Origin of the sequence: Paraburkholderia sp. MPAMCS5, assembly GCF_036016995.1 — a bacterium.
Lineage (GTDB): Bacteria > Pseudomonadota > Gammaproteobacteria > Burkholderiales > Burkholderiaceae > Paraburkholderia.
Map to the genome: position 1 here is coordinate 93,613 of NZ_JAYXBK010000012.1, position 26,699 is coordinate 120,311.

Genomic DNA, 26,699 nt, shown 5'->3' on the forward strand with positions numbered 1-26,699 from the left:
CGTTCAGGAGAAAAGCAGATGAAAGTTCTACTTCAAATTGCCGCAGCAGGCCTTGTGACGCTGCATGCCGCGGGAGCGGCAGCCGCCGTATCCGCGGACGAGGCGAAACAGCTGGGCACCACGTTGACCCCGTTCGGCGCTGAAAAGGCGGGTAGCCCCGACGGCGCGATTCCCGAGTACACCGGCGGCTTGACCAGGCCACCCGCGGACTACGTGCCGAACAGCGGCAAGTGGCCCGATCCGTACAAAGGCGAGAAAGCGCTCTTCAGCGTGACCCCGGCGAACATGGGGCAATACGCGGAACAACTGACACCGGGCACGCAAGCTCTTCTGAAGCGATTCGCCGACATGCGCCTGGATGTCTATCCGACGCATCGCTCGGTGTCGTACCCGCAATGGGTGCTCGACAACACGCTGAAAAACGCGACGAGCGCACATCTTGTCGGCAAGGTGCAAGGTGATGGTGTGGCGGGCGCGTTTGGCGGCGTTCCGTTTCCAATTCCGAAGAACGGCTATGAGGTCATGTGGAATGCAATGCTGAGTTATCGGCATGCGGAGTTTTCGGTGACCAATATGGGCGGCCAACTCATCGATTCGTCCGGCGGCCGTACGGAGTTGCCGGTTCTGAACATTACCGAATACCGGCCTTACTACGATCCGAAAAACGCCACCGGAAATTTCACGGGCTCTTATATGCGCGCGTGGATTCAGGCAGTCACGCCGCCCACGCTGGCGGGCACGACTGTGCTCGTTGATTATTCGAGCAACTATGCCGACACCGATCAGGTGAGCTGGGCCTACTTTCCTTCGCAACGGCGCACACGCATGGCGCCGGACTACAAATACGACACACCGTCCTCGAACTATGGCGGCGTGCTCTTCTGGGATGAAGCCAACGTCTTCACGGGCAGAATGGACCGCTTCGACTTCAAGCTGATCGGCAAGAAGGAGATGATCGTTCCGGCTAACAACTATCGCCTGTCGCAACTTCCCGTGGACGAAGTATTCGGCCCGAAGCACGTGAAGCCGGATGCCGTGCGCTGGGAGCGCCATCGCGTCTGGGTAGTGGAGGCCACGTTGAAGGCTGATGCGCGCCATGCGTACTCGAAGCGAACTTTCTACATCGACGAGGACAGCTGGACCTTCGTCGAGACGGACGGCTACGGCCACGACGGCAAGCTGTGGCGCGTGGGCATCGACTACCAGTTTCCGCTCTACGACCGCGGCGGCGTCTTCGCGTTGTCTTACGGCTTCTATGACCTCGAGAAAGGCAACTACTTCGTGACCTTTACCAATGGCGCAAACGGCGCGCCTTTGCTTCGCGTGTCCGACCGCCTGAGCCAACCGAACCTGTTCACGCCCGCGGGCATGGCCGGGACGGGATTGCGTTAAAGCGTAATCCGTCACTTCAGCATGAGGCCACGGTCCTCCCGGCCAAGCGCCGGTGCGGGACCGGCCGGCCCATTCGCATTGCCCGGATCGAGGTACAGGATGTTTCATGACAGATACGCCGCGCGAACCGTGCGCGCAGGGCTCATGGTAATCGTGCTTGCAGCGGCAAGCTGGATTACATGCGCGCAGGAGGCGAAAGAGGCGAATGTGGCCTCACATGCGGGTGCCGCGCCCGCCGGGCAGAAAGATCCATTCGTTGATCCCCTCGACGCACCCGCGCTCGTCTACGCCCGTGCCACTGGGCGGCCCGTGATGGACGTGGCGCGCGCCGGCACGCGCATCGTCGCGGTGGGGATGCGTGGACTCATCATCGTCTCCGACGATGAAGGCAAGTCGTGGCGACAGGTCAACGTGCCGGTGCGCAGCGACCTGCTCGCACTCAGTTTTCCGACCGCGCTGGAGGGTTGGGTTGTCGGGCACGACGGCGTAGTGCTGCACACCGCCGACGGTGGTCTGTCATGGCAGCGGCAGTTCGACGGCCGGATGGCCGCGACGACGCTCGCTTCGTACTATAAGGCGCACATTGCTGCCGGCAATACGGCATTGCAGCCTTTTCTCGACCAGTTGACGCTGAACTACCGGCAGGGTCCGTCGCTGCCGCTGCTGAGCGTATGGTTTCGCGACGTTCAACATGGCTACGCAGTCGGGCCGTTCGGCATGGCGATCGCAACGGAGGACGGCGGCAAGACGTGGCGGCCGATACTCGATCGCTTCGATAACCCGCAGTTTCTGCATCTGAATGCGGTCTTCGGGCAAGGCGACGATATCTATGTGGCCGCGGAGAAGGGCACGGTGTTCCGCCTCGATTCCACAAGCGGAAAATTCATTGCAATCAATACAGGCTATGCGGGCAGCTTCTTCGGCATCACCGGTAACGGGGGGGCGCTCTTTGCCTTCGGTCTGCGCGGCACGATTTACCGCAGCGCGGATCGCGGCATGACCTGGCTGCCATTGCCAGGTCCAATGCGCGGCGCGGTGACGGGCGGTGCGCCGCTCGAATCGCGCGGGGAACTCGTATTCGTCACGGCGGCGGGAGAAGCGGTGCTGTACGACGAACATGGCAGCTCATTCCGGCAAATGAAGACGGGGCCATCATCGGTGTTGACAGCCGTTCTTCCGCTGAAAGCCGGCGAGCTTGCGCTCATGTCGCTCGCCGGCCCTGCTATCGCTTCCACCCGCTAACCATGGCTGCATGCGTAAAGAGAGTATCGGTATGAATTCCAATTCGGAGCACGTCAACCCCAATCCGGTCGTGCAGAAAAGGGAGGACTTCGAGTCGAACTCGGGGGGCTGGCTGGAACGGCTGATTTTCAACAACCGGTTGTGGATCGTCGCCGCGTGCGTGATCGTCACTTTTTTCCTGGGCTTCCAGGCGACAAAGTCGAACGTCAGCGCGAGCTATGAACGAATGATGCCGCAATCGAGCGCGTTCATTCGCAATTACCTCGCCAACGTCGATTCGTTGCGTTCGCTGGGCAACTCGGTGCGCGTGGTCGTCGAAACTCGCAACGGCACGATCTACGACCCGCGCTATCTGAAAGCCCTGCGGAACGTGAACGAGCGAATCTATTTGCTGCCGGGCGTCGACCGCGCGTTTGTGAAGTCATTGTGGATGCCCGTCGTTCGTTGGACCGAAGTGACGGAGAGCGGCTTTCAGGGCGGCCCGGTCATGCCCGACGACTATGACGGTTCCGCCGCGAGCATCGACCGGCTGCGCCAGAACGTGGCGCGGGCGGGCATCATGGGTTCGCTCGTTGCCGACGACCTGCATTCCAGCACGATCTTCGTGCCGTTGCTCGATCACTACGCCGATACGGGCAAACCGCTCGACGCACGCGCGCTGCACGATGCGCTCGAACAGATCCGCCACGACTATGCGCGCGACGGTATCGACATTCACGTGATCGGCTTTGCGCAACTGGTCGGCGACCTGATCCACGGGCTCCTTCAGGTGGCGGTCTATTTTGCCGCCGCGGCATTGATCGCGATGGCCGTGATCTACGGCTATACCCGTTGCGTGCGCAGCACCGTGCTCGTGATCAGCTGTTCGCTGGCCGCGGTCGTGTGGCAGCTCGGCATCGTGCATCTGCTGGGTATCGATCTCGATCCGTATTCGATCCTCGTGCCATTCCTGATCTTCGCGATCGGGGTGTCGCACGGCGCGCAAAAGATGAACGGCATCACGCAGGATATCGGGCGCGGCACCCATCGCTACGTCGCCGCGCGCTATACGTTCCGGCGTCTCTTTCTCGCCGGGCTGACCGCGCTGCTCGCGGATGCGGTCGGCTTCGCCGTCCTCATGCTGATCGACATTCCGGTCATCCGCGGGCTCGCGGTTGCGGCGAGTGTGGGCGTCGCGGTGCTGATCTTCACGAACCTGGTTTTTTTGCCCCTGATGCTCTCGTACACCGGCGTGAGCGCGGCCGCCGCGGCCCGCAGCCTGCGCGCGGAAAAGCACCATCTGCTTGGTGCGCTGCTCGTTCCCTTTACTCGGCGAGGACCCGCTTTCGCGGCCGTGTTGCTCGCGGGGGTGTTATGCGCCGCAGGACTGCTGGTCGGGCAACACCTCAAGATCGGCGATCTCGACCCCGGCGCACCGGAGTTGCGCGCGAACTCACGCTACAACCGCGACAACGCGTATGTGACGAGTCACTACAGGCTCTCGACCGATCAGTTCGCGGTGATCGTCACGACGCCCCCTGGCGGCATCGCCGACTACAAGACGCTGATGGAGATGGACAACCTGGAGCAGGTTCTGCGCGGGCTCGACGGCGTGCAGACCACCGCGTCGGTGAGCGGCGTGAGCCGCCGCATCACCGCGGCCAACTTCGAGGGCAACCCGCGCTGGATGACGATCAGCCGCGATCCCGCTATCGCGTTGGGCGCAGTCAACGACGCTTATGTGGCGAACCCGGAGCTTGTTAACGGCGCGCGCTCGGTTGCGCCCGTGGTGGCGTTCCTGGCCGATCACAAGGCGAAGACGCTGGAGCGCATCGTCAAAGCCGTCGAAGCGTTCGGCGCGCAGCACGACACACGGGATCGTCGCTTTCTGCCGGCAGCCGGCAGCGCGGGGATCGAGGCGGCTACGAACATCGCGGTCGAGCAGGCCAATCGAACGATGCTGGTGCTCGTCTATGCCGCCGTGATTGCGCTGTGCTTCCTGACGTTCAGGAACTGGCGCGCGGTGGTCGTCGCGGTCGTGCCGCTCGTGCTCACGTCGATTCTCTGCGAGGCGCTCATGGTGGCGCTGGGCATCGGCGTCAAGGTCGCTACGCTTCCCGTCACGGCGCTGGGCGTGGGCATCGGCGTGGACTATGCGCTGTATCTGCTCAGCGTTCAGCTGACGCTGCAGCGCCAGGGCGCGTCGCTCGAGACGGCCTATCGCGAGGCCGTGGGTTTCACGGGTAAGGTGATCGCACTAATTGGCGTGACGCTGGCGGTGTCGGTGATCACGTGGGCATGGTCGCCTATCAAGTTTCAGGCCGACATGGGCGTGTTGCTGACGTTCATGTTCATCTGGAACATGATTGGTGCGCTCGTGCTGATCCCCGCGCTGTCTCACTTTTTGCTGCAAGGCGGCACGCGAAGGTCGGTCGCCGGCGCGAGGGACGACCTGGCCGACAAATCGCCGTGCCGCGGCTGAAGCGGCAACCGCGCATGGCGACATTGTTGTACGCGTTGCGCGGCATAGGCTTCGGGCGCTGCTCGCGGCATTTTTGCGCGGCAAGTCCCGTCGATGTATCCGCCCGGCGCAAGTCGGGCGAAAAGTGAATGACCCACACTTGAGGAGTGCCGCGCCCCATGCGCCTTGCCGACTATTTCGATGCCGCCGCGTCACGTGATCCCCACCGAACCGCTTTTATCGACGGGGCCGTGCGTGTCGACTTCGCCGACGCCCAACGCTTCGTCCATGCGGTTGCGCATGCCCTCGCCGCCGAACCATCGCTGGGGGCAGGGTCGCATATCGCGATCTACGCGCCGAACGACTACCGCGTCAGCCTGCTTCAGATCGCCATCAACCGGGCCGACATGGCATGGGTGGCGGTGCACACGCGCAATTCGGTGGAAACGAACGTTCAGGTGCTGGCCTACGCCGATGTCCAGCTCGTGTTCTTCCATAGCGCCTACGAGGGGATCGTCCCGCAACTGAAGGCAGGCCTCGCGCCGGCATGCCGATTCATTTGCATCGACGTGTCCTCGGCTCATGGCAGCGCCCTCGAAAACTGGACCGCGCCGTACGGCACGCCATTCGTCGCCGCGCCCGAGTACCCCGATCACACCGTCCTGCTGCAGCCCACTGGCGGCACCACGGGTCCGTCGAAGGCCGCCGTTCACACGAACCGGTCGGTGGAGATGGGGATCGTCTCCACCTTCGTCAACCTCGACATGGACCGCGAAACGCGCGTGCTCGCCGTGGCACCGCTGACCCATGCGGCCAGCTATCTCACGTTCGCAAGCGCTGCCCGCAGTGGCATGACGGTCGTGCTGCCGGCGTTCGACGTGGCGGCTGTTCTCGCCGCGATCGAGCGCGACCGGATCACGCACCTGTTCGTGCCGCCGACCATCATCTATACCCTTATCGGCGATCCGCGCACGGCTGGGGCCGATCTGTCGTCACTTCGCGCGGTCCTGGTTGGCGGCGCGCCCATTGCCCCGGAGAAAATGCGCGAGGCCATCCGGCAACTGGGTCCGGTGATCTACGAGGTGTTCGCGCAAAGCGAGTGCCTCTGCTGCCTCATCAAGAAGCCCGCTGACTATTTGAGGCCCGACGGCTCGCTCGATGAAGACGCGCTACGGTCGGCGGGACGGCCTGGCCCGTTCGCATGGGTGGAGATCATGGACGAGGCCGGCAATCTTGCGGGTCCGGGCGTGAAGGGCGAGATTGTCGTGAAATCGGCCGGCGTGATGAAAGGCTATTACAGGAATCCTGAGCAAACGGCGGAAGTGTCGAGATTCGGCTGGCATCACACCACCGACGTGGGCGTGCGCGACGAGCGAGGCTTCATCACCGTGATCGATCGCACGCGGGACATGATCGTCAGTGGCGGCTTCAACCTGTTTCCGAGCGAGATCGAGGCGGTGATCAACAGCCATCCCGCAGTGCTGGATTGCGCGGTGGTCGGCGTGCCCGACGAAAAATGGGGCGAGGCCGCGAAGGCCGTGGTGCAGCTCAAGACCGGAAGTGCGCTCTCGGCGGAGGAGGTGACGGCCATGTGCAAGACCGCGCTCGGCAGTCTGAAGACGCCCAAGTCGGTCGAATTCTGGCCCGATCTGCCGCGCAGCGCGGTGGGCAAGGTTCTGAAGCGCGACATCCGCGCGCGCTTCTGGGAAGGTCAGTGGCGCGCCGTCTGACAGGCCCGTGACCGGTAACGCGTGGGAGCACATCATGAAGCCGTGCTCCTTGACCCGCGCAACGTCAGCCATGCCGCGACGTGGGCCGACGGGCCCACGAACCCACGAACCCACGAACCCACGAACCCACGAACGCGAGGGTCATGCATCGCTCACCGGCCGCTCGCTCATTGGACAGCCTCGGCCTCTGGAAACTTCCAGCGGCCGTCAAGCACCTGAGCCCGTGGCTGGTACAGGCGGACCATGTAGTTCCAGCCTGGCGTGATGGGCAGGCAGTTCGCCTGCTGTCCGTCACAGCCGCCGAATTGCACGGACACCGCGCCGTCGGCATCCTTCTTCGCCACCACGTTGTTCAATGTATACGCGCCCTGCGCGTTCGGCTCAAAGAAGCCCTTCGCGTTGTAGACGCTGATCGACCAGAAACCGTTCACCGGCACGTTAGCCACGCGCAGGCGATACTCAGTGGCGCCGTCGTTGCGGCGCGGCTTCACGTTGAGATAGATCGCGTCCTTCTCTGGATTTCCGCCCCACGCGATGGCCGTGCCGATCAGGTGGTGAACGGGCGAAACCGTGCCGGGCATGCCGAAGGCATCGTTCAGGTCCGGGAGCGTGTCGCCCAGCGTGGTGAGCGCGTCGCGAATGCGCTTCTGACCGGTCTTGTCCCAGTCCGGCACCGTGAAGCTTCCCGGTCCGGCCTGCTGCAAGGTGATGCCGTCCTGCAGCGCGCGAATCGCCTGGAGGTCCGCGGGGTCGTGGGCATTAACCAGTGTGCGCACACCGATCATCACGTAGCGCGTGCCGATTTGCTTGCGCGTGAACGTGTAAGGGCCCTTTCCATAGGCAACCGTCATTGCGTAGTGATCCTCATTGATCGCCGTCACGGAGCGGAAACGGCCGCCCGCATCCGGCAGCGCAATGGTCACGGGGCCGGCATCCAGGTCGAACACGCCCGTCGAGTAAACCGTGTCACGATTGGCTCGCACGACGGATTGCCGATCGATCGGCATCAGGTCGCGATAGTGGCGCAGCTTGCCAAAACCGCCCTGATTCACAACCGTGGAGAAATACATGTCGGTCTCGGCGCGCGTGAAGTTGTCGACCGTTACCGCAACCGGAGCGGCTGGCGGCTCCGCCGGCGGGGTCTGCGCCAGGGAAGGAAAGGCTGCTCCGGCCGCGGTCAATAGCAGGGCGCGGCGGACGGTGCGAATGCACAGCTTCATGGTTTCTCCTCTCGTTGACGTATCCGAAGTCCGGGCGATACATGCGGTGCCTTCCTGTGCGTGAGGATGGCATGGCCGAGGTGCCGGAGACGGCAAGCCCGGCGCATCTGAGCAGACACCTGAAAGCCCACGTGGACGGAGCAAGGATAGGCATGGCGGGAACCCGCGCGCCCCTCCCGTGAGGAGAGGCGTCCGGGCGCTCGCCCCACGGTCGATGAGACGCGGACGGAGGTTCGGTCGGTCCGGGTGTGCGCCCTCCCAAAGATGGAGGTGAGGGTGGTCCATGTGGGTGTCTATTGTCGGAGCGCCGGGGTGTCACGCGACCGGCAGCGGATTGTGGGCGCCCCGGTCACTTGCGTGCAAGGAATGGGCTGGTTCGGCGCCATTCCCGGACCGGCCATCGGTGGCGTGATATCGCGCGAAAACTTTGGCTCCAGCGCCGTCTTCATCACGATGTCGCTCCTGATTCCGCAGCGCGGCGGCCGCCATGCTGACCGGGCATGCCATGGCGCCGCTGGATGCTGTCGGCGCCTCGCAGTCGGCATCGGCGTGATAGCGGGATCGTTCAACCACAGGAAAGAATCAATGTCTGACTTGCAAGGCAAGGTAGCCATCGTGACAGGCGGTGCAGCAGGAATCGGCCGCGCCACCGCCCGGTTGTTCGCGCAGGCCGGCGCGCGGGTGGTGGTCGCCGACCGTGCGGAGGCGGCGGCCCAAGCGGTGGTCGCCGAGATCGAACAGGCGGGCGGCGAGGCGCTGTTCCAGCGTGTAGACGTGAGCCGGGAGGAAGACTGCGCGGCGATGGTGGAGGCGGCCGTCGCGCGCTTCGGCCGGCTCGACATCGCCTTCAACAATGCGGGCATTCCGGGCCGTGTTGCCAGGACTGAGGACCAGGGGCTGGCGCACTGGCACCGGATCATCGACGTCAACCTGACCGGCGTCTTCCACTGCATGGTGCATGAGTTGCGCGCCATGAAGGCGCACGGCGGGGCGATCGTCAATACAGCGTCCGTCGCCGGCGTGCGCGGTGCGCCCTACAGTTCGGCGTACGCGGCATCGAAGCATGGTGTCATCGGGCTCACGCGGTCGGCCGCGCGGGAGTATGGCAGGTACGGTATTCGCATTAACGCGATCTGCCCAGGGGTCGTGAAGACGGCGATGGCCGACGAACTGGCCGCCGCGTCACTGCCGGGCAGTTCGGATGCGCTGCTTGCGGCGTCCATTCTGCGCCGGCCGGGCGAGCCGGAGGAAGCAGCCGAGCTGGTGCTGTGGCTGTGCTCGGACAAGGCCTCGTTCGTCGCGGGCGCGAACTACATGGTCGATGGCGGCCTGACGGCCTAGGCCGGGTGTAAGGCGCCGCCGCTGGCCTCGCCAGGGGCGCCCGCTAGCAGGCCCTCGCTCTTTCGAGGCGTTGCCGGGACTGCCGAAAGCGGGCGCGCCCGCCATCGCTCAGGCAGCGCGACGCGGCTCACGCGAATGCCTTTCTGCGCCCACTCGCATGCGAGCGACCGGGTCTGCATCGTTGCACCGCTCACTTGCCGGTGAAGCCCGGCTTGCGCTTTTCCAGCATGGCGTTGATCGCCTCCCGGTGGTCTGCCGTCTTGCTCGCCAGCCATTCGTACGACATGCAGGTATCCATCACGGCGTGCGCGAGCTGCTTGAGGCCGATGTTGGCCGACACCTTGGTCCAGCGGATGGCGTTCGTCGCGCCGTTCGCGAGGCGGTCGGCGAACCGGTTGACGCGCTCGTCCAGCTCGGCGGGCGGCACGGCGTGGTTGATCAGGCCGATGCGGGCGGCTTCGGTGGCGGGAATCGGATCGCCGGTGAGCAGGTATTCCTTGGCGCGGGCGTAGCCGATCAGTTGTGGCCAGATGATGGCGCCGCCGTCGCCGGCCACGAGCCCGACGTTCACGTGCGGATCGGCGAACTTCGCGGTGTCGGCGGCGAAGATCACATCGCAGAAGAGCGCGATGCTGCAGCCGAGGCCGATCGCCGGGCCGTTGACCTTGGCGATGATCGGCTTCTCGCAGTCGAGTTGCGCAAAGACGATCTGCTTGCCTTCGCGCGCCGTGACGCGAAACGCCGCTGGGTCGTCGAAGCCGGCCTTGACGGCCTCCAGATCGCCGCCGGCCGAGAAGGCGCGGCCCGCGCCGGTTAGCACGATCACTTCCGATTCCGGGTCGTTGTTCGCATCGGTGAAGACCCGGGCCAGCTCGGCGTGCAGGCCGCCGTTGACGGCGTTCAACTGCTCCGGGCGGTTCAGGATGATTTCGAGGACGCGGCCGCGCCGGGCGAACGTGATGTGCTGGTATGCGCTGAAGTCCATGGTGTCTCCGTTGTGATGTGCGACGGCCGGACAGGTTCACTGAACCGAGCCGGACCTCACTGCACGATAGTCATCGGCAGATTGGAACGTCCCCTCCCTCCCGGACAGGGTGCGGAGCCGTCGGCCCGGCGCCTGCCGGGCGGCGGGGCAAACAGGAAGCGCATCGCGTCCGCAAGGGGAGGTGAGCGCAAATGCGGCGATGCCTATCGTGACGAGCAGGCAAACACGCCGCATAGAATTTATGGAGGAGAAGACGTGAGTGAATCGGTGTCCTTTGAGGTAAAAGGCCAGGTCGGCTGGATCACCCTCATGCGGCCTGAGGCCCGCAACGCCATCAGCATGCACATGGCGCTCGCCATGGCCGCGCAATTGCGTGACTGGCAGCAGAACGATCAGGTGCGCGTGGTCGCCCTGACGGCAACCGGCCCCGCCTTCTGCGCCGGCGCCGACCTGAAGGCAGGGGGCACGCCGGGACCGGGCGAGCCGGATCTGCTGGACACGCTCGTCGCATTCTTCGACACGCTGCGCGCCTTCCCGAAGCCCACCATCGCCGCCGTCAACGGACTCGCGGTGGCCGGCGGCCTGGAGACGGTGCTGGCCTGCGACTTCGTGATCGCCGCGCAGAGCGCGCGCTTTGGCGATGCCCATTCGAACTTCGGCGTGTTCCCGGGCGGCGGCGGCGCGGCCGTGCTGTCGCGCAAGATTCCACTGAACGTGGCCAAGTATCTGCTGTTCACCGGTGAATCGCTGCCGGCCGCCGACATGAAGCAGTACGGCCTCGTCGTCGAGGTCGTGGCGGACAGCGAACTCGTGGGCCGCGTGCAGGCTATCGGCGACAAGCTGGCCACGAAGAGCCCGCTGGTGCTGCGCAAGATGAAGAAGGTCGCCGACGAGGCCGCCGACAAGCCGCTCGCCGACGCATTGCGCCACGAACTACTGGAGCTGCGCAATCACCAGCGTTCGTACGACATCGCCGAGGGCCTGCGCGCCTTCGCCGAGAAACGCACCCCGGAATTCAAAGGCTGCTGATCACCGTACAGGATCGAGAACATCATGGAAAACATCTACATCGTCGGCGTCGGTATGACACCGTTTGGCCGCCACATCGATAAAACCATCAAGCAGCTGACCGCCCTGGCCGTGGAAGATGCGCTGAAGGACTCCGGCTGCGACCGCAAATGGGTGCAAGCCGCCTTCTATGGCAACTGCACGCAGGGCCACTTCGACGGCCAGCACATGATTCGTGGCCAGGTGGCGTTGTTGCCGATCGGTTTCGATAGCATTCCTATCTTCAACATCGAAGGCGCGTGTGCCTCGTCGATGCGCGCAAAGAAGGAAGCGGATGGTTACGTGCTGTATGGAAAGAAGTCGCTGGTGCTCGGTGCCGTAGGTGCGGATGCCTTCATCGTCTCGGCGCGCGTCGAAGGGGAGGCCGACATCGCGCTGCTGCTGGTCGAGGCCGAACGCGAAGGCCTCGCGCGCGAGGCGCTCCCGCTGCATGACGGCACGTGGATCGAAGATCTGACGTTCGATGCCGTGCGCGTACCGGCGGAAAACCGTCTCGAAGGCGGGCTCGCCGCACTGCGCACCGGGCTTGCGCACGGTATCGTCGCGCTTTGCGCCGATCTGGTCGGTGCGATGGAAAAGACGCTCGCGCTGACGGCGGAATACCTGAAGACTCGAAAGCAGTTCGGCGTGCCCATCGGCACCTTTCAGGCCCTGCAACATCGCATGGCCGACATGGCCGCCGAGATGGAGATCGCGCGCTCGATGCTCCATGCGGCACTGGCGGCAATGGAGAACGACGACGAGGCCGCGCGGCAGCACACGCTGTCGGCGGCGAAGTCGCTGGTTTGCCGCGCGGCGAAATACGTCTGCGGGCAGGGCGTCCAGCTTCACGGCGGCATCGGCATGACGGAAGAGTATGCCGTCGGTCACTACTTCAAGCACGCGATCGTCGCCGATCTGCTGCTGGGCAGTATTGATCGGCACGAAGCGGCATGCGCGGCGGCACTGCAGGCGCAAATCGCCCGAGCATAGTCAGTACAGTAAGGATCACCAATTAATCATCAAATTTTGCCTGGAGAAAGATCATGACGATTCGCTTTGACGGCCGAGTGGCCATTGTGACGGGAGCCGGCAACGGCCTGGGACGTACGCACGCGCTGGAACTCGCACGGCGCGGCGCGAAGCTGGTAATCAACGACTTCGGCGGCAGCCGCGACGGCATGGGCGGCTCGTCCGACGCCGCGCTGGCCGTGGTCGAGGAAATCCGCCGGGCTGGCGGCGAGGCCATCGCGAACGGCGCCAACGTCGCCGACTTCGAGCAGGTGACGGCCATGGCGGCGCAGGCCAAGGCAGAATTCGGCCGCATCGACATTCTGATCAACAATGCCGGCATCCTGCGCGACAAGAGCTTCTCGAAAATGGAGATGGCGGACTTTCGCGCGGTGGTGGACGTGCATTTGATGGGTTCGGTGTACTGCACCAAGGCGGTGTGGGAAATCATGCGCGAGCAGAACTACGGCCGCGTGTTGATGACAACCTCGGCGGCGGGCCTGTTCGGCAACTTCGGTCAGGCCAACTACGGCTCGGCGAAAGTCGGGCTGGTGGGCCTGATGAACATGCTGGGCATCGAGGGCAAGAAGAACGACATCCGCGTGAATACGCTCGCGCCGATGGCGGCCACGCGCATGACCGAAGACATTTTCCCGGCGCATCTGCTCGAGGCGACGGGTCCGGAAACGGTCACGCCGGGCGCGCTGTACCTGGTTAGCGAGCACGCGCCGAACCGAGTGGTGCTGGGCGCGAGCGGTGGAGTGTTCTCGACCATGCGCATGGTGGACACGGCGCCGGTGGCGATCGCCGCGTCGGAACTGTCGCCGGAAGCCGTGGAAGCCCATTTTGCGCAGATCAGCGACTGGAGCACGGCGAACTTCCGCGAGGACGCCAACCAGCAGGTGCATGCCTACGTCACGACGATGCAGGCGGTTCGCGGCTGAGGTCAGCGTTTCACTCAACTGTCGAGTACGCGTTCGAGACGCCACCTTCCGAGGTGGCGTGCGCTCTGGAGGTTACGAAATGGCTTGGAATGGAAGCGGTCCGCTGCAAGGACTGCGCGTCCTGGAGATCGCGGGAATGGGGCCGGCACCGATCTGCGGCATGCTGCTAGCGGACCTGGGCGCCGACGTCGTCGTCGTCGACAAAAAACAGATGGGCCGGGAAGACCTCGACCTCGGCAAGCATGCGATCCAGAACCGCGGCAAGCGCTCGATCGCGGTCGATCTCAAGACGGAAGAGGGCGTTGAAACGGTCCTCGGGCTGGTGGAGCACTGCGACGCGCTGATCGAAGGCATGCGCCCGGGCGTGATGGAGAGAATTGGGCTAGGACCGGATGTGTGCCTCGCGCGCAATCCGAAGCTGGTGTATGGCCGCATGACCGGCTGGGGGCAGCAAGGCCCGTTGTCGCAAGCGGCGGGTCACGATCTGAACTACGTTGCGCTGTCGGGCGCCTTGTGGTGGTCGGGGCAGCCGGGCGAAGCGCCGATGTCGCCGCCAAGCCTGGTGGGCGATATCGGCGGCGGCTCGATGTACCTCGCGGTCGGTCTGCTGGCCGGCATCATGAGCGCGCGCGCGACCGGCAAGGGCCAGGTTATCGACGCCGCCATCGTCGATGGCAGCGCTCACATGCTGAACCTGATGCTGAGCCTGAAGTCTTCCGGGCAGTTCGTCAACGAACGCGGACGCAGCCTGCTGGACGGTCCGCACTGGTATCGAACCTACCGCTGCGCCGACGGCAAGTTCCTGTCGGTCGGCGCGGTCGAGCCGCGCTTCAACAAGCTGCTGCTGGAAAAACTGGGCCTCGCGGACGACCCGCTTCATGCCGCAGCCTACGATCCGTCGCGCTGGCTGGACCTGCATGAGCGTTTTGCAGCGCTCTTCGCCACCCGCACTCGCGACGAGTGGTGCGCGTTGCTGGAAGGCACCGATGCCTGCTTCGCGCCGGTACTGAATCCCGACGAGGCGGCGGCTCATCCGCACATGGCCGCGCGCGGGGTGTACAGCACGGTCGATGGTATTCTGCAAGCCAACCCCGCGCCGCGGTTCTCCGGTACGCCGACAGGCACACCCGGTAGCATTCCACAACGTGGCCAACATACAGGGACGGTATTGCAGGACTGGTGCCACCTGTGACCCGCCGCAACTCTACTGGGCAGCAGCCCGCATAAGACGATCTTCGCCCGACTCGCCTCACCGGTGAAAGAAGACGAAAGGAGACATCAATGATCGACAAGAAGTCCAATACCCTCGTCCACAGCTTCCTGCACTGGGAGCAGACCCAGCCCGATGCCGTCTTCCTCACCGAACCGATGCCGGACGGCCGCGTGATCGACTATACCTGGCGGCAAGCGGGAGACGAGGCGCGCCGCGTGGCGGCCTACCTGCAGTCGCTGAAACTGCCGCCGGGCAGTTCCATTGGCATCGTCGGCAAGAACAGCGCGCACTGGCTTTTCGCAGATCTGGCTATCTGGCTCGCGGGCCATGTCTCGGTGCCGCTCTATCCGACCGCCAGCTCCGACACCGCGAGATACGTGTTCGATCACTGCGAGATCCGCGTGATTTTCGCCGGCAAGCTCGACGGCAAGACCGACGCCTGGAACGAGATCCGCGCGGCCGTGCCTGAGGGCGTGCTGACCATCCACATGCCGATGTCGCCGGCTGCGCCGGGCATGCGGACATGGGAGGACGTCGCCGCCGCGCACGAGCCCCTGCGCGACGTGCACCTGCCCGCGTCCGCCGACATGGCGACCATCATCTATACATCTGGCAGCACGGGCCGGCCGAAGGGCGTGATGCACAGCTTCGGCGGCATGTTCGAGTACGCGACCCGCTCGGGCGAATTCTGCGGATTTACCACGCACGACCGCGTGCTTTCCTATCTGCCGCTCGCGCATACCGCCGAACGCTGCTTTATCGAATGCAACGTGCTGCGCCACGGCTTCCACGTCTTCTTCAACGACAGCCTCGCGACATTCGCGCAAGACCTGGTGCGGGCGCGGCCCACGGCGTTCATCTCGATGCCGCGCCTATGGACCAAGTTCTATCAGATTGTTTGCGCCAAGGTGCCGGCCGGGCAACAGGCGCTGATCCACGAACAGTCGCCCGAAGCCGAGACCCTGAAGAAGCGGCTGCTCGGCATGCTCGGCCTCGACGCCGCGCGTATTGCATTCACCGGATCGGCGCCGCTGCCGTGCGAAATCTCCAACTGGTATCGCACGCTGGGGCTCGAATTGCTGGACGTATACGGCATGACGGAAAACCTGTCGTACTCGCACTACAGCCGGCCGGGCCTCGTGCGCCCCGGCTACTCGGGCCAGGCAATGCCGGGCGTGCAATGCCGCCTGGGCGATAACGGCGAGGTAATGGTCAAGGCGAGCACGATGATGATCGGCTACTACAAGGAGCCCGCGCTGACCGCCGATAGCTTTACGGACGACGGCTTTTTCAAGACCGGCGACCGTGGCGAGCTGGACGAGATCGGACGCCTGAAGATCGTCGGTCGCGTCAAGGAAATATTCAAGACGAGCAAGGGCAAGTACGTTGCGCCCGCGCCAATCGAGAACAAGCTCGGTCATCCGAAGGTGGAGGCCGTCTGCGTGACGGGACACGGCTATCCGCAACCGTTTGCACTTCTGATGCTCGGCGCGGAAGCGAGAAACGATATGCGGGATGCCGGCAAGCGCAGTGTCCTTCAAGGCGAACTCCAGGCCATGCTCGACGACGCGAACGCCACGCTGGAGGCCCACGAGAAACTCGCCTTCGTAGTGGCCGTGAACGATGCATGGACCACGGAGAACGGCCTGCTCACGCCTAGCCTAAAGATTCGCCGCAGTTTCGTCGAGGAGCGCTACGAGCACAAGATGCAGCAGTGGTCGGCACTCGGGCAGACAGTCATCGTGGAATAAGGACCAGGCGCTTCGGCGCTCTCCTTGCACGGGAGAGCGCGGCGGCGCCACTTTGCGACTGGCTCGACGTCTGCTATGCATACGACGTCGCCATACTGGCCGGCTTCGTGGCAGTTGCCTGCTGCGCGCCGCGCTCTACTTGAGAAACCCCCGCTGACGCGCGATGGCAATCGCGTCGTAGCGGCTCGACACCGCCAACTTGGCCAGAATGTTTTTGACGTTCCATTTCACCGTGCCAAAGGTGATGTTGAGCGTCAGCGCGATACGCTTGTTGGACATCGCCTGCGCCATCAGGTCCATGATTTCCAGCTCGCGTGGCGTCAGGGTCGCGCGGGGCAGGTCGGCATCGCGCCGGACCGCAGCCACGGGTGCCGGCAGCGAGCGTTCGGGCGCCACTCTGGCGAACAGTTCGGTGAGATAGCGCTCGGGCGCGGGCGGCAGGTCGAGTTCGTCCTTGAAGCGTTCGAGCAGTTCACCGACATGTTCCCACTCGTCGAGGATCGTGCGGACGAGGCCCAGAGTCGCGGCAGTTTGCAGCGCTTGCGTGAGGCAGCGCTCGACGTCCGCGTCCTCGCCCAAAGTGTCGTGCGCGACGGCGCAAAGCAGGGCCGTCGTGACCTGAGTCCGGCCGCGACCGTATCTCTGCGCGAAGGCATTCACGTCGGAGAGGGCTTCGAGGGCATCGGTGGGTTTGCGATCGAACAGCGCCAGCCGCGCGCGTGCCAGCGCGACGATGGCCAGTATTTCGGCGCGGGAACCCGTGGCGTTCCGGTATTGCGCGCCCAGCGCATTCAGTTTTGCCGCTCGCTCGCCGGCTCGCAGTCGATCGCCCGTGGCAAGAAGAATGGTCAGCTGCTCGGCAACCATGCAGGCTTCGGCACGATCCTGTCCATGAAGGTGGAAGTGGTTCGTCTGATCTTCGAGGAAGGTGAGCGCTGCTTGCGGCGATCCGCCCAGAACATGGAGGCGTGCGCGAGAGAGCGAGGCTCGTATCATGACGTCCGGCATCGAGGCCCGCAGGATGCCAAAGCGATTGGCCAGCGCTTCGAGCGCCTCGGCTGGCCGATCCAGCTCGTAGTCCGCGTCGCAGAGCGTGGCCGCGCAGACATTGGCGGGTATCGACATGCGTCCATAGATAGCCACCGAGCGCGCGAAGACGTCGGAGCCAATGCGCTCGGCTTCCCGGGCATTGCCTTCCGTCAGGTACATCTGCGCGCGAAGACTCTCGAAACCCAGCGCCATGTCGTTGTCGCGGTCTTCGGGCCGCACCGGATTGTCGTCGTAGATATTGCGCGCGTCGTCATAGCGGCCGACGGACATGTAGCTGACCGCGAGCCCCGCGAGGCTGAGGTAATGGAGGGAGCGATTGTCGATCGACACCTTGTACAAGGGTTCGAGCAGGTCGATCACGCGCTGCATGTCGTCGCGCTGCATGGCGACGGTCGAGTCCATGATGGTGAGCTTCGACGAAATGGCGGGATTCTTCGCCGCGTCGGTCCGGCGGATCTCCTCCAGCCACCGTTCCGCCTTGTCGGGCCTGCCGGAGTATGAGTACGTCAGGCAGCCCAGCAGGAACAGCTTGGGATGGGCGAACAGCGTTTCTTGCGGCAGCCGTTCGAGCAATTGCAGCATCGGACTGATGTAGGCCATGCTCCAGGTCGCCGGCGTGGCCTTCTCCATCGCGTTGACCGCATATTCGAGGTCGCCGCCGAGGTTGGCGTGGCGCAAGGCCTCGACCAGGAAGTTGTGCTCGGCGAACCATCGGCTCGCACGCCGGTGTATGCCTTCGACCTTGTCATGGCCTTGCCGCGACAGGCGTTGTGCGAGGAACTCGCCGAACAGCGGGTGAAAACGGTACCAGGGCGAGCCGTCGTCCAGGTCGATGCGGAAGATCAGCAGGTTTTCGTCCTCGGCGCGCTTGATCAGTTCGGCGGCGCGCGGGTCTTGTGTGACATGTTCGGCAAGTTCGGCGTTGAAGCGCCGCAGCACCGAAATGTTCTCCATGAACTCGATCAGGTCGGCCGGCAGATAGGCCACCACGTCTTCGACCAGATAAGTATGGAGATCGGCGGATTTCCACAGCAGCGCCCGCAGCTTGGAGCGCTTCGCGGGATGAATGCGCAGCGTGGTGGCGATGGGTTGCAGGCACGCCGGCCAGCCGCCGGTCAGATCGTGAATCAGATGCACTTCGTCGGCATTCAGCGTCGGCGAACTGAGGTTGAGTTCGAAGAAGTGGCGCGTCTCACCGAGGGTTAAAGGCAGCGTCGTGAAGTCGATTTCCAGCAACTGCCCCTGCATGCGCAGACGGCCCAGGTCGAGTTGCGGCGTCGAACGTGAGGAGAGGGCGATGTGCAGGTTGGCGGGACAGTAATCCAGCAGTTTCTGCATCAGCCGGTACGTGGCGGGTGACTCCGCATGGTGATAGTTGTCGATCAGCAAATAGATTTCCTTGCCGACCGCCTCCGCCGCGGTGGTGACGACCGCAACCGTTGCTTCTATGGATTGGCTGCTGCCGTCCGATTCCAGGTCTCCACTGTCGCAGGAGACGCCGAGCCGCTGCAGGGCAGCAAGCAGATAGGAATGGAAACTGGAGAACTGCTTGTCGTCATGGCTCAGCGAGAGCCAGGCCACGTCGATTCCCGCCTTCATCAGTTCCTGGCGCCATTGCGCGAGCAGGACGGTTTTTCCGAAGCCGGCGCTGCCGGTCACGAGGGCGGCGGTGCAATGCTGGGCTTCACGCAGGCGCGCCAGCAATTCGGTGCGCGGAATGTGGCGCGTATTGATACGCGGCGGCGAGAACTTCGTCGCGACGAGAAGATGATCGGAGCGCATCGCGGACGGTTGCATACTGACCCGGAAAACAAGAGGTGAAGGAAATAATCGGTGTCGCGCAAACTGTCGCGGAGAATTGCCGAATCGGTCGTTTGCGCGCGGACGACGTCGATCATACTGAATCTCCTTTCGCTCGACACCCTGCACTGCAGCACGCGGAAAATCCGTCCGAAGAGAGAGGGGACAGTGCGAATTGTTTCGTATGGGTCGGGCGGCGCGAATATTCTTCGAGGACTACTCACGCACATCGAATGGGGGCGGTTGCGGGTCCTTCAGACAAGGAAAACATCCTTTCCCTGACAGCGGGGAGGCGCTGAGGCAGTGGCCCGCTCCCCGTGACGGAGCGACGGGCGAACCCACGTGTGCGGCGCCGGGATGATGTACCCGGAATGTCGCCTGATTTTCACTTGTCCAGGGTTCGGGCCCGTATCGATGAATCAGTGTCCTTGCTGGAACGGCTTAGCTTCGCGCGCGTCGATCCATTCAATCGCCCATTGGCGCGCGACCTGAATCGCCTCGTCCTGGTTATCGAACCAGGCGAGATTGCGCTCGATGTGCATTTCAGGGTCTATCTCATCGTCAATTGACGCGTGGATCAGTCGCGCGTGCGCGAAGAACTGGCCAAGCGAGAAATCCGGGGTTGCGTCAATGACCCAGCCGCGGTATTCGAATTCCATGATCACCTCCAATACCTGGCTAATCGAGTGTCGAACCGACAACGCATGAGTTCGTCAGTCCGAATTCGTTCATCCTCCTGGGTTCGATTTACTGCCGGCGCCGGCGAGCCGGCGGCCCGTTGTCGTCGGGGGGCAATACTGTTATAGATCCGCACCGGTGCTCCCGTACACCGACAATAAAAAATTGTTTCGATGTGCCATGCACCTGCAAGGGGGCATCCGTCAAACACCGGTTGCTGTCGGAAAAAAAGTCGGGAAAAAGTCGGGGAAAAGTCGGGGAAAAGCCGCGAAAAGGCGGAAAAACCGATGGTCCCTTGCGGGTCGGCAACGTGCAGTCGCGCAGGCATGCCGCAGCGCCGCCGCGGCTCGACATCGCCGCGAGCTACGCAACATCGACACCGGCTGGAAGTGTGTCGAAGGCGGGCTTCCCCGAGAGGCCGCGGTGGTCAGTTCGATCGTGATTGAGGCGCCTGTTGGTCAGCCGGCGTCGTCATTTCTCCAGGGCGGCGCAGCATCTTGTCGACTTCGCCCGCGTGCATCTCTTCGGTATAAATCATCTGACGGGCGAACTCCTCGAGGGCCACGGAGCGGTCCTCGACCAGCGCGAGCAGTTCGCGATAAAGCTCCAGCGCGAGATTTTCGGCTTGCAGCGACTCGCGGAGAATTGAAGAGATATCGAAGGTGTGCGAGTCGAGGAGGGGACCGATCGCAAGCGACGGATAGGCGCCGAGGGTCGTGATCCATTCGCCGGCCTGCTGTGCGTGCAACAGCGATTCATCGGCCTGCTCGCGCAACCACGACCTGATCGGAATGCGTCCGAACCCGAAAACCAGAAACGAATAGTGCGTATATCGAACGACGCCGGCCAGCTCGGATTCGAGAATCCGGTTCAGCACCGCAACAACCTCTTCCTTATCTATCTCTGCCATTTGAAATCTCCTTTTACGTCGCCGCGACAGACGCGGTGTGCGATTCGCCGCCCATATCGCGCCAACGGTTTCGACGGATATTGATTAAATGTAGTCCGACAAGGCGATCGCGCAAGCTGTTAGTTCGGGATTTGCACGGGGCGTGCCGCGAGCTTCGCGGCCGTCTGGCACGTTATTGTGTGCAGTGACCCTCCGCTCGCAGCGCATAATGTGGACATGTTGACCCTTGGCAGAAAGAGGGTTGTATGCGCTGCACAAACTGCGGGTCTGAGAACTCCCCCGGCGCGAAATTCTGCGAGGCATGCCAGGCCATGCTGGCGCGAAGCTGTTCGCGTTGCGGACATGAAGCGGGGCCGGCCGCCCGATTCTGCAGCGAGTGCGGCGCGCCGCTTGCCGAGGCGCCGGCAACGCCATCCCCCGCTCGGCCAGCCGTTGGGGAACCGCCCCCAGCGCCCGTCCATTACACGCCGCACCACCTCGCCGAGCGCATTCGCGCCGAACACGCGGCCATGGAAGCGCGCGGCGAAACCGCTGGCGAGCGCAAGACCGTCACGGCGCTGTTCGCGGACATGGCCGGGTCCACGGCCTTAATCCACGATCTCGACCCGGAAGTGGCGCATCGCCTGATCAAGCCCGTCGTCGCGTTGATGATGGAAGCTGTCCATTACTACGAAGGCTACGTGGCCAAGTCGCTCGGCGACGGCATCCTCGCGCTGTTCGGCGCGCCGATCGCTCACGAAGATCATCCACAGCGCGCGCTCTTCGCGGCATTGCGAATGCAGCAGGCGATGCGCCGGCATGGCGACCGCATTCGTCTGGAGGAAGGCGTTTCGTTGCAGATCCGCGTGGGCGTTCACACGGGCGAAGTCGTCGTGCGCTCCATCCGCACCGACGACCTGCACACCGATTACGATCCGCTAGGCAACACGATTCACATCGCGTCGCGCATCGAGGGAATCGCCGCGCCCACGTCGGTTCTGGTCAGCGAGTCGACCCGCAAGCTCGCCGAAGGCTACTTCGAGTTCAAGGCGCTGGGCGCAACTCAACTAAGGGGCATTCCCGAGCCGCTGTGCGTGTACGAGGTGCTCGGTCCCGGCGCGCTACGCACGCGCCTGCAATTGGCGGCGCACCGTGGTCTTGCGCGGTTCGTCGGCCGTGAGACGGAAATGGAGCACCTGAACCGGGCGCTGGAAGCGATCAGGGCAGGGCATGGACGGGTTGTCGGCGTGGTCGGCGAAGCCGGTGTTGGAAAGTCGCGCCTCTTCCATGAGTTCAAGGAGCGTTCGCGACGCGGCGCACTGGTGTTGGAGACGTTCTCGGTTTCGCATGGCAAGGCGTTTGCCAATCTGCCGCTGATCGAACTCCTCAAGAACTATTTTCAGATTACCGCGCAGGACGACGAGCGGCGCTGCCGGGAAAAGGTCATCGGCAAGGCGCTGACCCTCGAGCGCGATTTCGAGGATCTCGTGCCGTACGTGCTCTATCTGCTCGGCATCGGCGAACCGAATCCGGCGCTCCCGGAGATGGACGCACGGATCAGGCGCGACCGCACGTTCGACGCGATCACGCAACTCCTCGCGCGCGAGAGCCGGGATCAGCCGGTCTATCTGCTGTTCGAAGACCTGCAATGGCTGGACCGCGAGACGGAGGCTTTCCTCGCGTACCTGATCGACCAGGTATCGGACACGCAGATTCTGCTTCTCGTGAACTATCGGCCGGAGTATCAGCCCGCATGGGCGCGCGCGGCGCATTGCAGCCAACTGCGGCTCGAACCGCTGGGCCCGGCCGAGGCTCAGGGACTGCTCACGGCGCTGCTCGGCGACGATCCCACGCTGGCGCCGCTCAAGCAGCTCATTCTGGAGAAAACGGAGGGCAATCCTTTCTTCATCGAGGAAGTGGTCCAGACGCTTGTCGAAGAGCAATCGCTGCTCGGCGATGCCGGCCATTATCGCATCGAGCGGACGCCCGCGACGCTGCATATTCCGACCACCGTGCAAGGCGTGCTGGCTGCCCGGATCGACCGGCTTCCCGTCGAGGAAAAGGAGTTGCTGCAGACGCTCGCGGTAATCGGCCCCGAGTTTCCGTTCAGCCTGATCTGGCGCATTTGCGGCGACGGCGCGGCGCAGGACGACGAACTGCGCCGCCTGCTGGCGCACCTGGAAGCCGCGGAGTTCATCTACGAGCGGCCCGCCTTTCCCGAAGTGGACTATTCGTTCAAGCACGCGCTGACCCAGGAAGTGGCCGGGCATTCGCTGCTCATGGAGCGGCGCACCGCGCTGCATGAGCGCACCGCGCAGGCGATCGAAGCGTTGTTCCCCACGCGCATCGCCGATTACTGTAGCGAACTCGCGCATCACTACAGTCTGAGCGGCAATATTCCGAAGGCTGTCGAGTATCTCCATCGCGCGGCCCAGCAGGCGTTGCGTCATGCCGCTCATCCGGATGCGATGCATCACCTCGGCGCGGCGCTCGCGCTGCTCAAGCGCTTGCCCGACACACCCGCGCGCGCGCAATGGGAACTCACGCTGCTCCTTTCGCTGGGGCCGGCCCTGATGGACGTGCGCGGCTACGGCGCGCCGGAAGTGGGCACGACCTATACGCGCGCGCTGGCGTTGTGCGAGCGGACCGGCGAGACGTCGCAACGCTTCGCGGCGCAACTGGGATTGCGGATTCACCACCTCGTGCGCGCGGAATACGCGAGCGCATACCAACTGGGCATGCAGATGCTCGACACGGCGCGGCGCGCCCAGGACCCCGGCCTGCTCATGGAGGCGCATGGCGCACTGGGCTCGTGCTTTTTCCTGCAAGGCGATCTCGACGCCGCCCGCACGCATGCCGAACAGGCCCTTGCGATCTACGATCCCGAGCAGCATCAGGCGCACGTCTTTGCGCACGGCGTGGACCCCGGCATCCGGGCTCTGAACTTCCTCGTTCTGACGTTGTGGTTTCAGGGATATCCCGAGCAGGCGCGCAAGCGCAGTCACGAGGCGCTTGCGCTCGCGCGAAAGCTGGGCGACGGCGCGTCTCTGGCGTTCAGCCTGACGTATGCCGCGCAGTTGCATCAGTTGCGGCGCGAGTTGTCGCTCGCGCGCGAGCATGCCGAAGCGACCATTACCGTCTCGACCGAGCACGGACTGCCGTATTGGCTCGCATGGGGAATGCTGCTGCAGGGCTGGGCGATGAGCGCGCAAGGAAGCATTCAGGAAGGCATCGAGCAGATGCGCCGCGGACTCGACGCCCAGCGGGCCGCCGGTGGCGAAGATCAGCGACCGTATTTCCTGGCGCTGCTCGCCGACAGCTACTGGCGCGCGGGCGACGGAAAGACCGCTTCCGGACTACTCGACGAGGCCATGTCGATCGTCGAGCAATCCGGCGAGCATTGTTACGAGGCCGAGTTGTACCGGCTCAAGGGAAGCATGCTGCCCGCCGGGTCGAACCACGAGCACGCCGTGCCTTCTCGCGATGACGAAGCCGCCGACTGTTTTCACAAGTCGATCGCACGGGCTCGACGGCAGGGCGCCAGATCGCTGGAATTGCGCGCGATGACCGACCTCGCCCGGCTGTGGCAACGACAAGGCAAGGAGGCGCACGCAAGGCAAGCGCTGTCCGCGCTGTACGGCCGCTTCACGGAAGGCTTCGACACGGCCGATCTGCGGGACGCGAAAGCATTGCTGGATGCGCTCGACGCACACGCTGGCTGAATCGAACATTGACGGATGGCGGCGCGCGGCGCTCAGGCGTGCCGCCTGTTGCCTGTTGCCGCTGGGAAGCCAAGGAGACCGAGCATGACAACCACCCACAGAAGACGTCGCGACGATGAAGCGCCCAAACAGGTCGCGCTGGCTTTGCAGGGCGGCGGGATGCACGGCGCGTTCACCTGGGGCGTGCTCGACCGCCTGCTGGAGGACGGCAGGCTGGCGGTCGAAGGTGTCAGCGCAACCAGCGCCGGCGCGATGAACGCCGCCGTGCTCGCATACGGTCTGCTGAAGGGCGGCGAAGACGGCGCGCGCGAGGCGCTGACGGACTTCTGGCAGGCGGTCGCGCAATCGGCCGAGCGCTACAACCCGCTGCGCTGGGTGCCGTGGCTGAAAGGCACGCACAGCTTCGGGCTCGATCATTCGCCGCTCTATGCATTCGCCGACATGGCGCTGCGCATCTTTTCGCCCTACCAGTTCAATCCGCACAATCTCAATCCGCTGCGCGAGGTGCTCGAAAGCCAGGTCGATTTCGCCGCGCTGCGCAAGCACTGTCCGATCCGCCTGTACCTGTGCGCGACCAACGTCGAGACGGGGAAAATCCGCATCTTCACGGGCGAGGATGTGTGCGCCGACGCGGTGCTTGCATCGGCGTGCGTGCCGACGCTGTTCCAGGCGGTCTCGATCGACGGCGAGTATTACTGGGACGGCGGCTATATGGGCAACCCGGCCATTTATCCGCTGATCTACAACTGCACGACGCGCGACGTCGTGATCGTGCACATCAATCCGCTCGTGCGCCGCGGCGTGCCGATCTCGGCGGCGGAGATTCTCAACCGGATCAGCGAGATCAGCTTCAACTCGTCGCTGATGCGCGAGATGCGGGCGATCGCGTTCGTCACCGATCTGATCCAGCAAGGCAAGATCGATCGCGGCGAGATGAAGGAAATGCTGATCCATTCGATCCGCGCCGACGACGCAATGTGCGCGCTGAGCGTCTCCAGCAAGTACAACGCCGATTGGGGTTTTCTGAGCGAGTTGCGCGACAACGGGCGGCGCGAAACGGATGCATGGCTCGCGCATCACTACAGGTCCATAGGACAGCGCTCGAGTATCGATATTCGCAGAGAGTTTCTTTAGGCATCGCGATCGCAAGGACGCGCGCCGCGCGTAAAGGAGCGAGGATGAACCGGACGCAGGCGCGTTTCGTCGCGTTGTGGTCGCGCAGCGGCGGGGCGCATGCCGGAAACGTCTATGCCGAACTGGCGCGATGCTATGCCGAGCCGGCGCGTCGTTACCATACGCTGCGGCATGTGCGCCGCTGTTTGCGCGATCTCGACCTGGCGCGCGGCTCGATTCCCGATCCGGATGCCGTCGAACTGGCGCTGTGGTGCCATGACGTGATCTATGTGCCTGGCGCGCGCGATAACGAGCAGAACAGCGCGGTCTGGTTCCGTTGCCGGGCCGAGGGCCGCATCGCCGGATGCGAACGCATCTGCGCGATGATTCTCGCGACCACGCACACCGGCGTGCCAGCAGGCCTGGATGCCCGTTTTGCGTGCGACATCGACCTCGCCGTGCTGGGCGCGCCGCGTGGCCGGTTTCGTGAAGACGGCGAGCTGCTGAGGGCGGAGCGCCCCGAGCTCGACGACCGCGCGTACGACCGACACGAACGGGCGATTCTGGGCGGGCTGCTCGCGCGCCCGCGCATCTATCAAACAGATTTTTTCCATGCGCGATGCGAGACGCGAGCGCGCAGCAATGTGACGTGGCGGCTTGGTCTGCGGATGCCGGAATAACGGCCACACGCGCTCGCACTCGCACTCGCACTCACACGGATTATCGGCGTGCCGGCCGGCGAGCATGGGCCGTACGCCAGGATTTGTACTCGCTGCAAATTGCTCGGCTGTTCTCTATAAATAAATGAGAACGAACGCTGTGTTTTTCGCATCGGGCGAAGCCGCAAGCGGCGCGCGTGCGAGCGAACCGTTCAAATCGTGATTGTCCATTGCGGGCAAACATGCATGCCGGTGTTACATCGACTCAACGCTATTCCACGCATTCGCAGCGATGCCTGCTTTCAGCTGCGCATGCGCGGACGTTCTGCTTGATAGTCGACAACTGTCATGCGCGACATCATGCCTTCACAGTGTCTGGCATCACGACCGCCATGGAGGCGCGCTGTGCTTCACTCAACTCTCCCGACCTGCCCGGTCCTGCCTCGCACAAGGTTATGCACCGCCGTGACGA

At 64.0% G+C, this 26,699-nt stretch carries 18 protein-coding genes; 13 read left to right on the forward strand and 5 right to left on the reverse strand.

The features are described from left to right. Positions 1 to 18 precede the first annotated feature (18 nt). The 4 genes from VOM14_RS23475 to VOM14_RS23490 all read left to right on the forward strand — a co-directional run bounded on the left by VOM14_RS23475 (position 19) and on the right by VOM14_RS23490 (position 6,804). Positions 19 to 1,392, forward strand: coding sequence for a DUF1329 domain-containing protein (locus VOM14_RS23475; RefSeq protein ID WP_327631146.1), 1,374 nt, complete (start codon positions 19 to 21; stop codon positions 1,390 to 1,392). A gap of 144 nt (positions 1,393 to 1,536) precedes the next feature. Further along, complete coding sequence (locus VOM14_RS23480; RefSeq protein ID WP_327631147.1) at positions 1,537 to 2,634, forward strand: WD40/YVTN/BNR-like repeat-containing protein; 1,098 nt, start codon at positions 1,537 to 1,539, stop codon at positions 2,632 to 2,634. Between the two features lie 31 nt (positions 2,635 to 2,665). After that, a complete protein-coding gene (locus tag VOM14_RS23485; protein ID WP_327631148.1) occupies positions 2,666 to 5,095 on the forward strand; it encodes an efflux RND transporter permease subunit in 2,430 nt (809 codons plus the stop codon). Between the two features lie 158 nt (positions 5,096 to 5,253). Next, positions 5,254 to 6,804 (forward strand): class I adenylate-forming enzyme family protein, encoded by a 1,551-nt coding sequence (locus VOM14_RS23490; protein ID WP_327631149.1) that lies wholly within the window; start codon positions 5,254 to 5,256, stop codon positions 6,802 to 6,804. Between the two features lie 167 nt (positions 6,805 to 6,971). Here VOM14_RS23490 and VOM14_RS23495 read toward each other — a convergent pair whose 3' ends face one another. Then, positions 6,972 to 8,024 (reverse strand): DUF1254 domain-containing protein, encoded by a 1,053-nt coding sequence (locus tag VOM14_RS23495; protein WP_327631150.1) that lies wholly within the window; start codon positions 8,022 to 8,024, stop codon positions 6,972 to 6,974. A gap of 585 nt (positions 8,025 to 8,609) precedes the next feature. On the opposite strand from VOM14_RS23495, the gene VOM14_RS23500 reads away from it, so the two are divergent. Further along, positions 8,610 to 9,365: an SDR family NAD(P)-dependent oxidoreductase gene (locus VOM14_RS23500; RefSeq protein ID WP_327631151.1), complete on the forward strand. Its 756-nt coding sequence runs from the start codon at positions 8,610 to 8,612 to the stop codon at positions 9,363 to 9,365. A gap of 190 nt (positions 9,366 to 9,555) precedes the next feature. On the opposite strand, the gene VOM14_RS23505 is transcribed toward VOM14_RS23500, so the two are convergent. Further along, positions 9,556 to 10,350, reverse strand: coding sequence for an enoyl-CoA hydratase/isomerase family protein (locus tag VOM14_RS23505; protein ID WP_327631152.1), 795 nt, complete (start codon positions 10,348 to 10,350; stop codon positions 9,556 to 9,558). A 255-nt stretch (positions 10,351 to 10,605) separates the two neighbouring features. Here VOM14_RS23505 and VOM14_RS23510 point away from each other — a divergent pair, with 255 nt between their 5' ends. From VOM14_RS23510 to VOM14_RS23530, 5 genes are all read left to right on the forward strand, one after another. Continuing rightward, positions 10,606 to 11,379, forward strand: coding sequence for an enoyl-CoA hydratase/isomerase family protein (locus tag VOM14_RS23510; protein WP_327631153.1), 774 nt, complete (start codon positions 10,606 to 10,608; stop codon positions 11,377 to 11,379). A 24-nt stretch (positions 11,380 to 11,403) separates the two neighbouring features. Further along, complete coding sequence (locus tag VOM14_RS23515) at positions 11,404 to 12,390, forward strand: acyl-CoA dehydrogenase family protein (protein WP_327631154.1); 987 nt, start codon at positions 11,404 to 11,406, stop codon at positions 12,388 to 12,390. A gap of 53 nt (positions 12,391 to 12,443) precedes the next feature. After that, positions 12,444 to 13,352, forward strand: coding sequence for an SDR family NAD(P)-dependent oxidoreductase (locus VOM14_RS23520; RefSeq protein WP_327631155.1), 909 nt, complete (start codon positions 12,444 to 12,446; stop codon positions 13,350 to 13,352). 79 nt (positions 13,353 to 13,431) lie between these two features. Continuing rightward, entirely contained in the window at positions 13,432 to 14,544 is a 1,113-nt protein-coding gene (locus tag VOM14_RS23525; protein ID WP_327631156.1) for a CaiB/BaiF CoA transferase family protein, read from the forward strand. Positions 14,545 to 14,633: 89 nt separating this feature from the next. Continuing rightward, positions 14,634 to 16,316 carry an AMP-binding protein gene (locus VOM14_RS23530; RefSeq protein ID WP_327631157.1) on the forward strand — a complete coding sequence of 561 codons (1,683 nt, stop codon included), beginning with the start codon at positions 14,634 to 14,636 and terminating at the stop codon, positions 16,314 to 16,316. A gap of 135 nt (positions 16,317 to 16,451) precedes the next feature. On the opposite strand, the gene VOM14_RS23535 is transcribed toward VOM14_RS23530, so the two are convergent. The 3 genes from VOM14_RS23535 to VOM14_RS23545 all read right to left on the reverse strand — a co-directional run bounded on the left by VOM14_RS23535 (position 16,452) and on the right by VOM14_RS23545 (position 20,754). After that, positions 16,452 to 19,148, reverse strand: coding sequence for a LuxR C-terminal-related transcriptional regulator (locus VOM14_RS23535; RefSeq protein ID WP_327631158.1), 2,697 nt, complete (start codon positions 19,146 to 19,148; stop codon positions 16,452 to 16,454). A 437-nt stretch (positions 19,149 to 19,585) separates the two neighbouring features. After that, on the reverse strand, positions 19,586 to 19,825 hold the full coding sequence (locus VOM14_RS23540; RefSeq protein WP_327631159.1) for a hypothetical protein: 240 nt from the start codon (positions 19,823 to 19,825) through the stop codon (positions 19,586 to 19,588). A 446-nt stretch (positions 19,826 to 20,271) separates the two neighbouring features. Beyond that, complete coding sequence (locus VOM14_RS23545; protein WP_327631160.1) at positions 20,272 to 20,754, reverse strand: ferritin-like domain-containing protein; 483 nt, start codon at positions 20,752 to 20,754, stop codon at positions 20,272 to 20,274. A gap of 245 nt (positions 20,755 to 20,999) precedes the next feature. On the opposite strand from VOM14_RS23545, the gene VOM14_RS23550 reads away from it, so the two are divergent. From VOM14_RS23550 to VOM14_RS23560, 3 genes are all read left to right on the forward strand, one after another. Beyond that, entirely contained in the window at positions 21,000 to 24,455 is a 3,456-nt protein-coding gene (locus tag VOM14_RS23550) for an adenylate/guanylate cyclase domain-containing protein (protein ID WP_327631161.1), read from the forward strand. Between the two features lie 84 nt (positions 24,456 to 24,539). Further along, positions 24,540 to 25,589: a patatin-like phospholipase family protein gene (locus VOM14_RS23555; RefSeq protein ID WP_327631162.1), complete on the forward strand. Its 1,050-nt coding sequence runs from the start codon at positions 24,540 to 24,542 to the stop codon at positions 25,587 to 25,589. Positions 25,590 to 25,633: 44 nt separating this feature from the next. Next, positions 25,634 to 26,248: an HD domain-containing protein gene (locus VOM14_RS23560; protein ID WP_327631163.1), complete on the forward strand. Its 615-nt coding sequence runs from the start codon at positions 25,634 to 25,636 to the stop codon at positions 26,246 to 26,248. The last annotated feature ends 451 nt before the right edge of the window (positions 26,249 to 26,699 follow it).

Excerpts from the sequence above, each read along its gene's own strand:
- VOM14_RS23475 (WP_327631146.1), top strand. The coding sequence starts at position 19 with ATGAAAGTTCTACTTCAAATTGCCGCAGCAGGCCTTGTGACGCTGCAT.
- VOM14_RS23480 (WP_327631147.1), top strand. The coding sequence starts at position 1,537 with ATGGTAATCGTGCTTGCAGCGGCAAGCTGGATTACATGCGCGCAGGAG.
- VOM14_RS23485 (WP_327631148.1), top strand. The coding sequence starts at position 2,666 with ATGAATTCCAATTCGGAGCACGTCAACCCCAATCCGGTCGTGCAGAAA.
- VOM14_RS23490 (WP_327631149.1), top strand. The coding sequence starts at position 5,254 with ATGCGCCTTGCCGACTATTTCGATGCCGCCGCGTCACGTGATCCCCAC.
- VOM14_RS23495 (WP_327631150.1), bottom strand. The coding sequence starts at position 8,024 with ATGAAGCTGTGCATTCGCACCGTCCGCCGCGCCCTGCTATTGACCGCG.
- VOM14_RS23500 (WP_327631151.1), top strand. The coding sequence starts at position 8,610 with ATGTCTGACTTGCAAGGCAAGGTAGCCATCGTGACAGGCGGTGCAGCA.
- VOM14_RS23505 (WP_327631152.1), bottom strand. The coding sequence starts at position 10,350 with ATGGACTTCAGCGCATACCAGCACATCACGTTCGCCCGGCGCGGCCGC.
- VOM14_RS23515 (WP_327631154.1), top strand. The coding sequence starts at position 11,404 with ATGGAAAACATCTACATCGTCGGCGTCGGTATGACACCGTTTGGCCGC.
- VOM14_RS23520 (WP_327631155.1), top strand. The coding sequence starts at position 12,444 with ATGACGATTCGCTTTGACGGCCGAGTGGCCATTGTGACGGGAGCCGGC.
- VOM14_RS23525 (WP_327631156.1), top strand. The coding sequence starts at position 13,432 with ATGGCTTGGAATGGAAGCGGTCCGCTGCAAGGACTGCGCGTCCTGGAG.
- VOM14_RS23530 (WP_327631157.1), top strand. The coding sequence starts at position 14,634 with ATGATCGACAAGAAGTCCAATACCCTCGTCCACAGCTTCCTGCACTGG.
- VOM14_RS23535 (WP_327631158.1), bottom strand. The coding sequence starts at position 19,148 with ATGCGCTCCGATCATCTTCTCGTCGCGACGAAGTTCTCGCCGCCGCGT.
- VOM14_RS23540 (WP_327631159.1), bottom strand. The coding sequence starts at position 19,825 with ATGGAATTCGAATACCGCGGCTGGGTCATTGACGCAACCCCGGATTTC.
- VOM14_RS23545 (WP_327631160.1), bottom strand. The coding sequence starts at position 20,754 with ATGGCAGAGATAGATAAGGAAGAGGTTGTTGCGGTGCTGAACCGGATT.
- VOM14_RS23550 (WP_327631161.1), top strand. The coding sequence starts at position 21,000 with ATGCGCTGCACAAACTGCGGGTCTGAGAACTCCCCCGGCGCGAAATTC.
- VOM14_RS23555 (WP_327631162.1), top strand. The coding sequence starts at position 24,540 with ATGACAACCACCCACAGAAGACGTCGCGACGATGAAGCGCCCAAACAG.
- VOM14_RS23560 (WP_327631163.1), top strand. The coding sequence starts at position 25,634 with ATGAACCGGACGCAGGCGCGTTTCGTCGCGTTGTGGTCGCGCAGCGGC.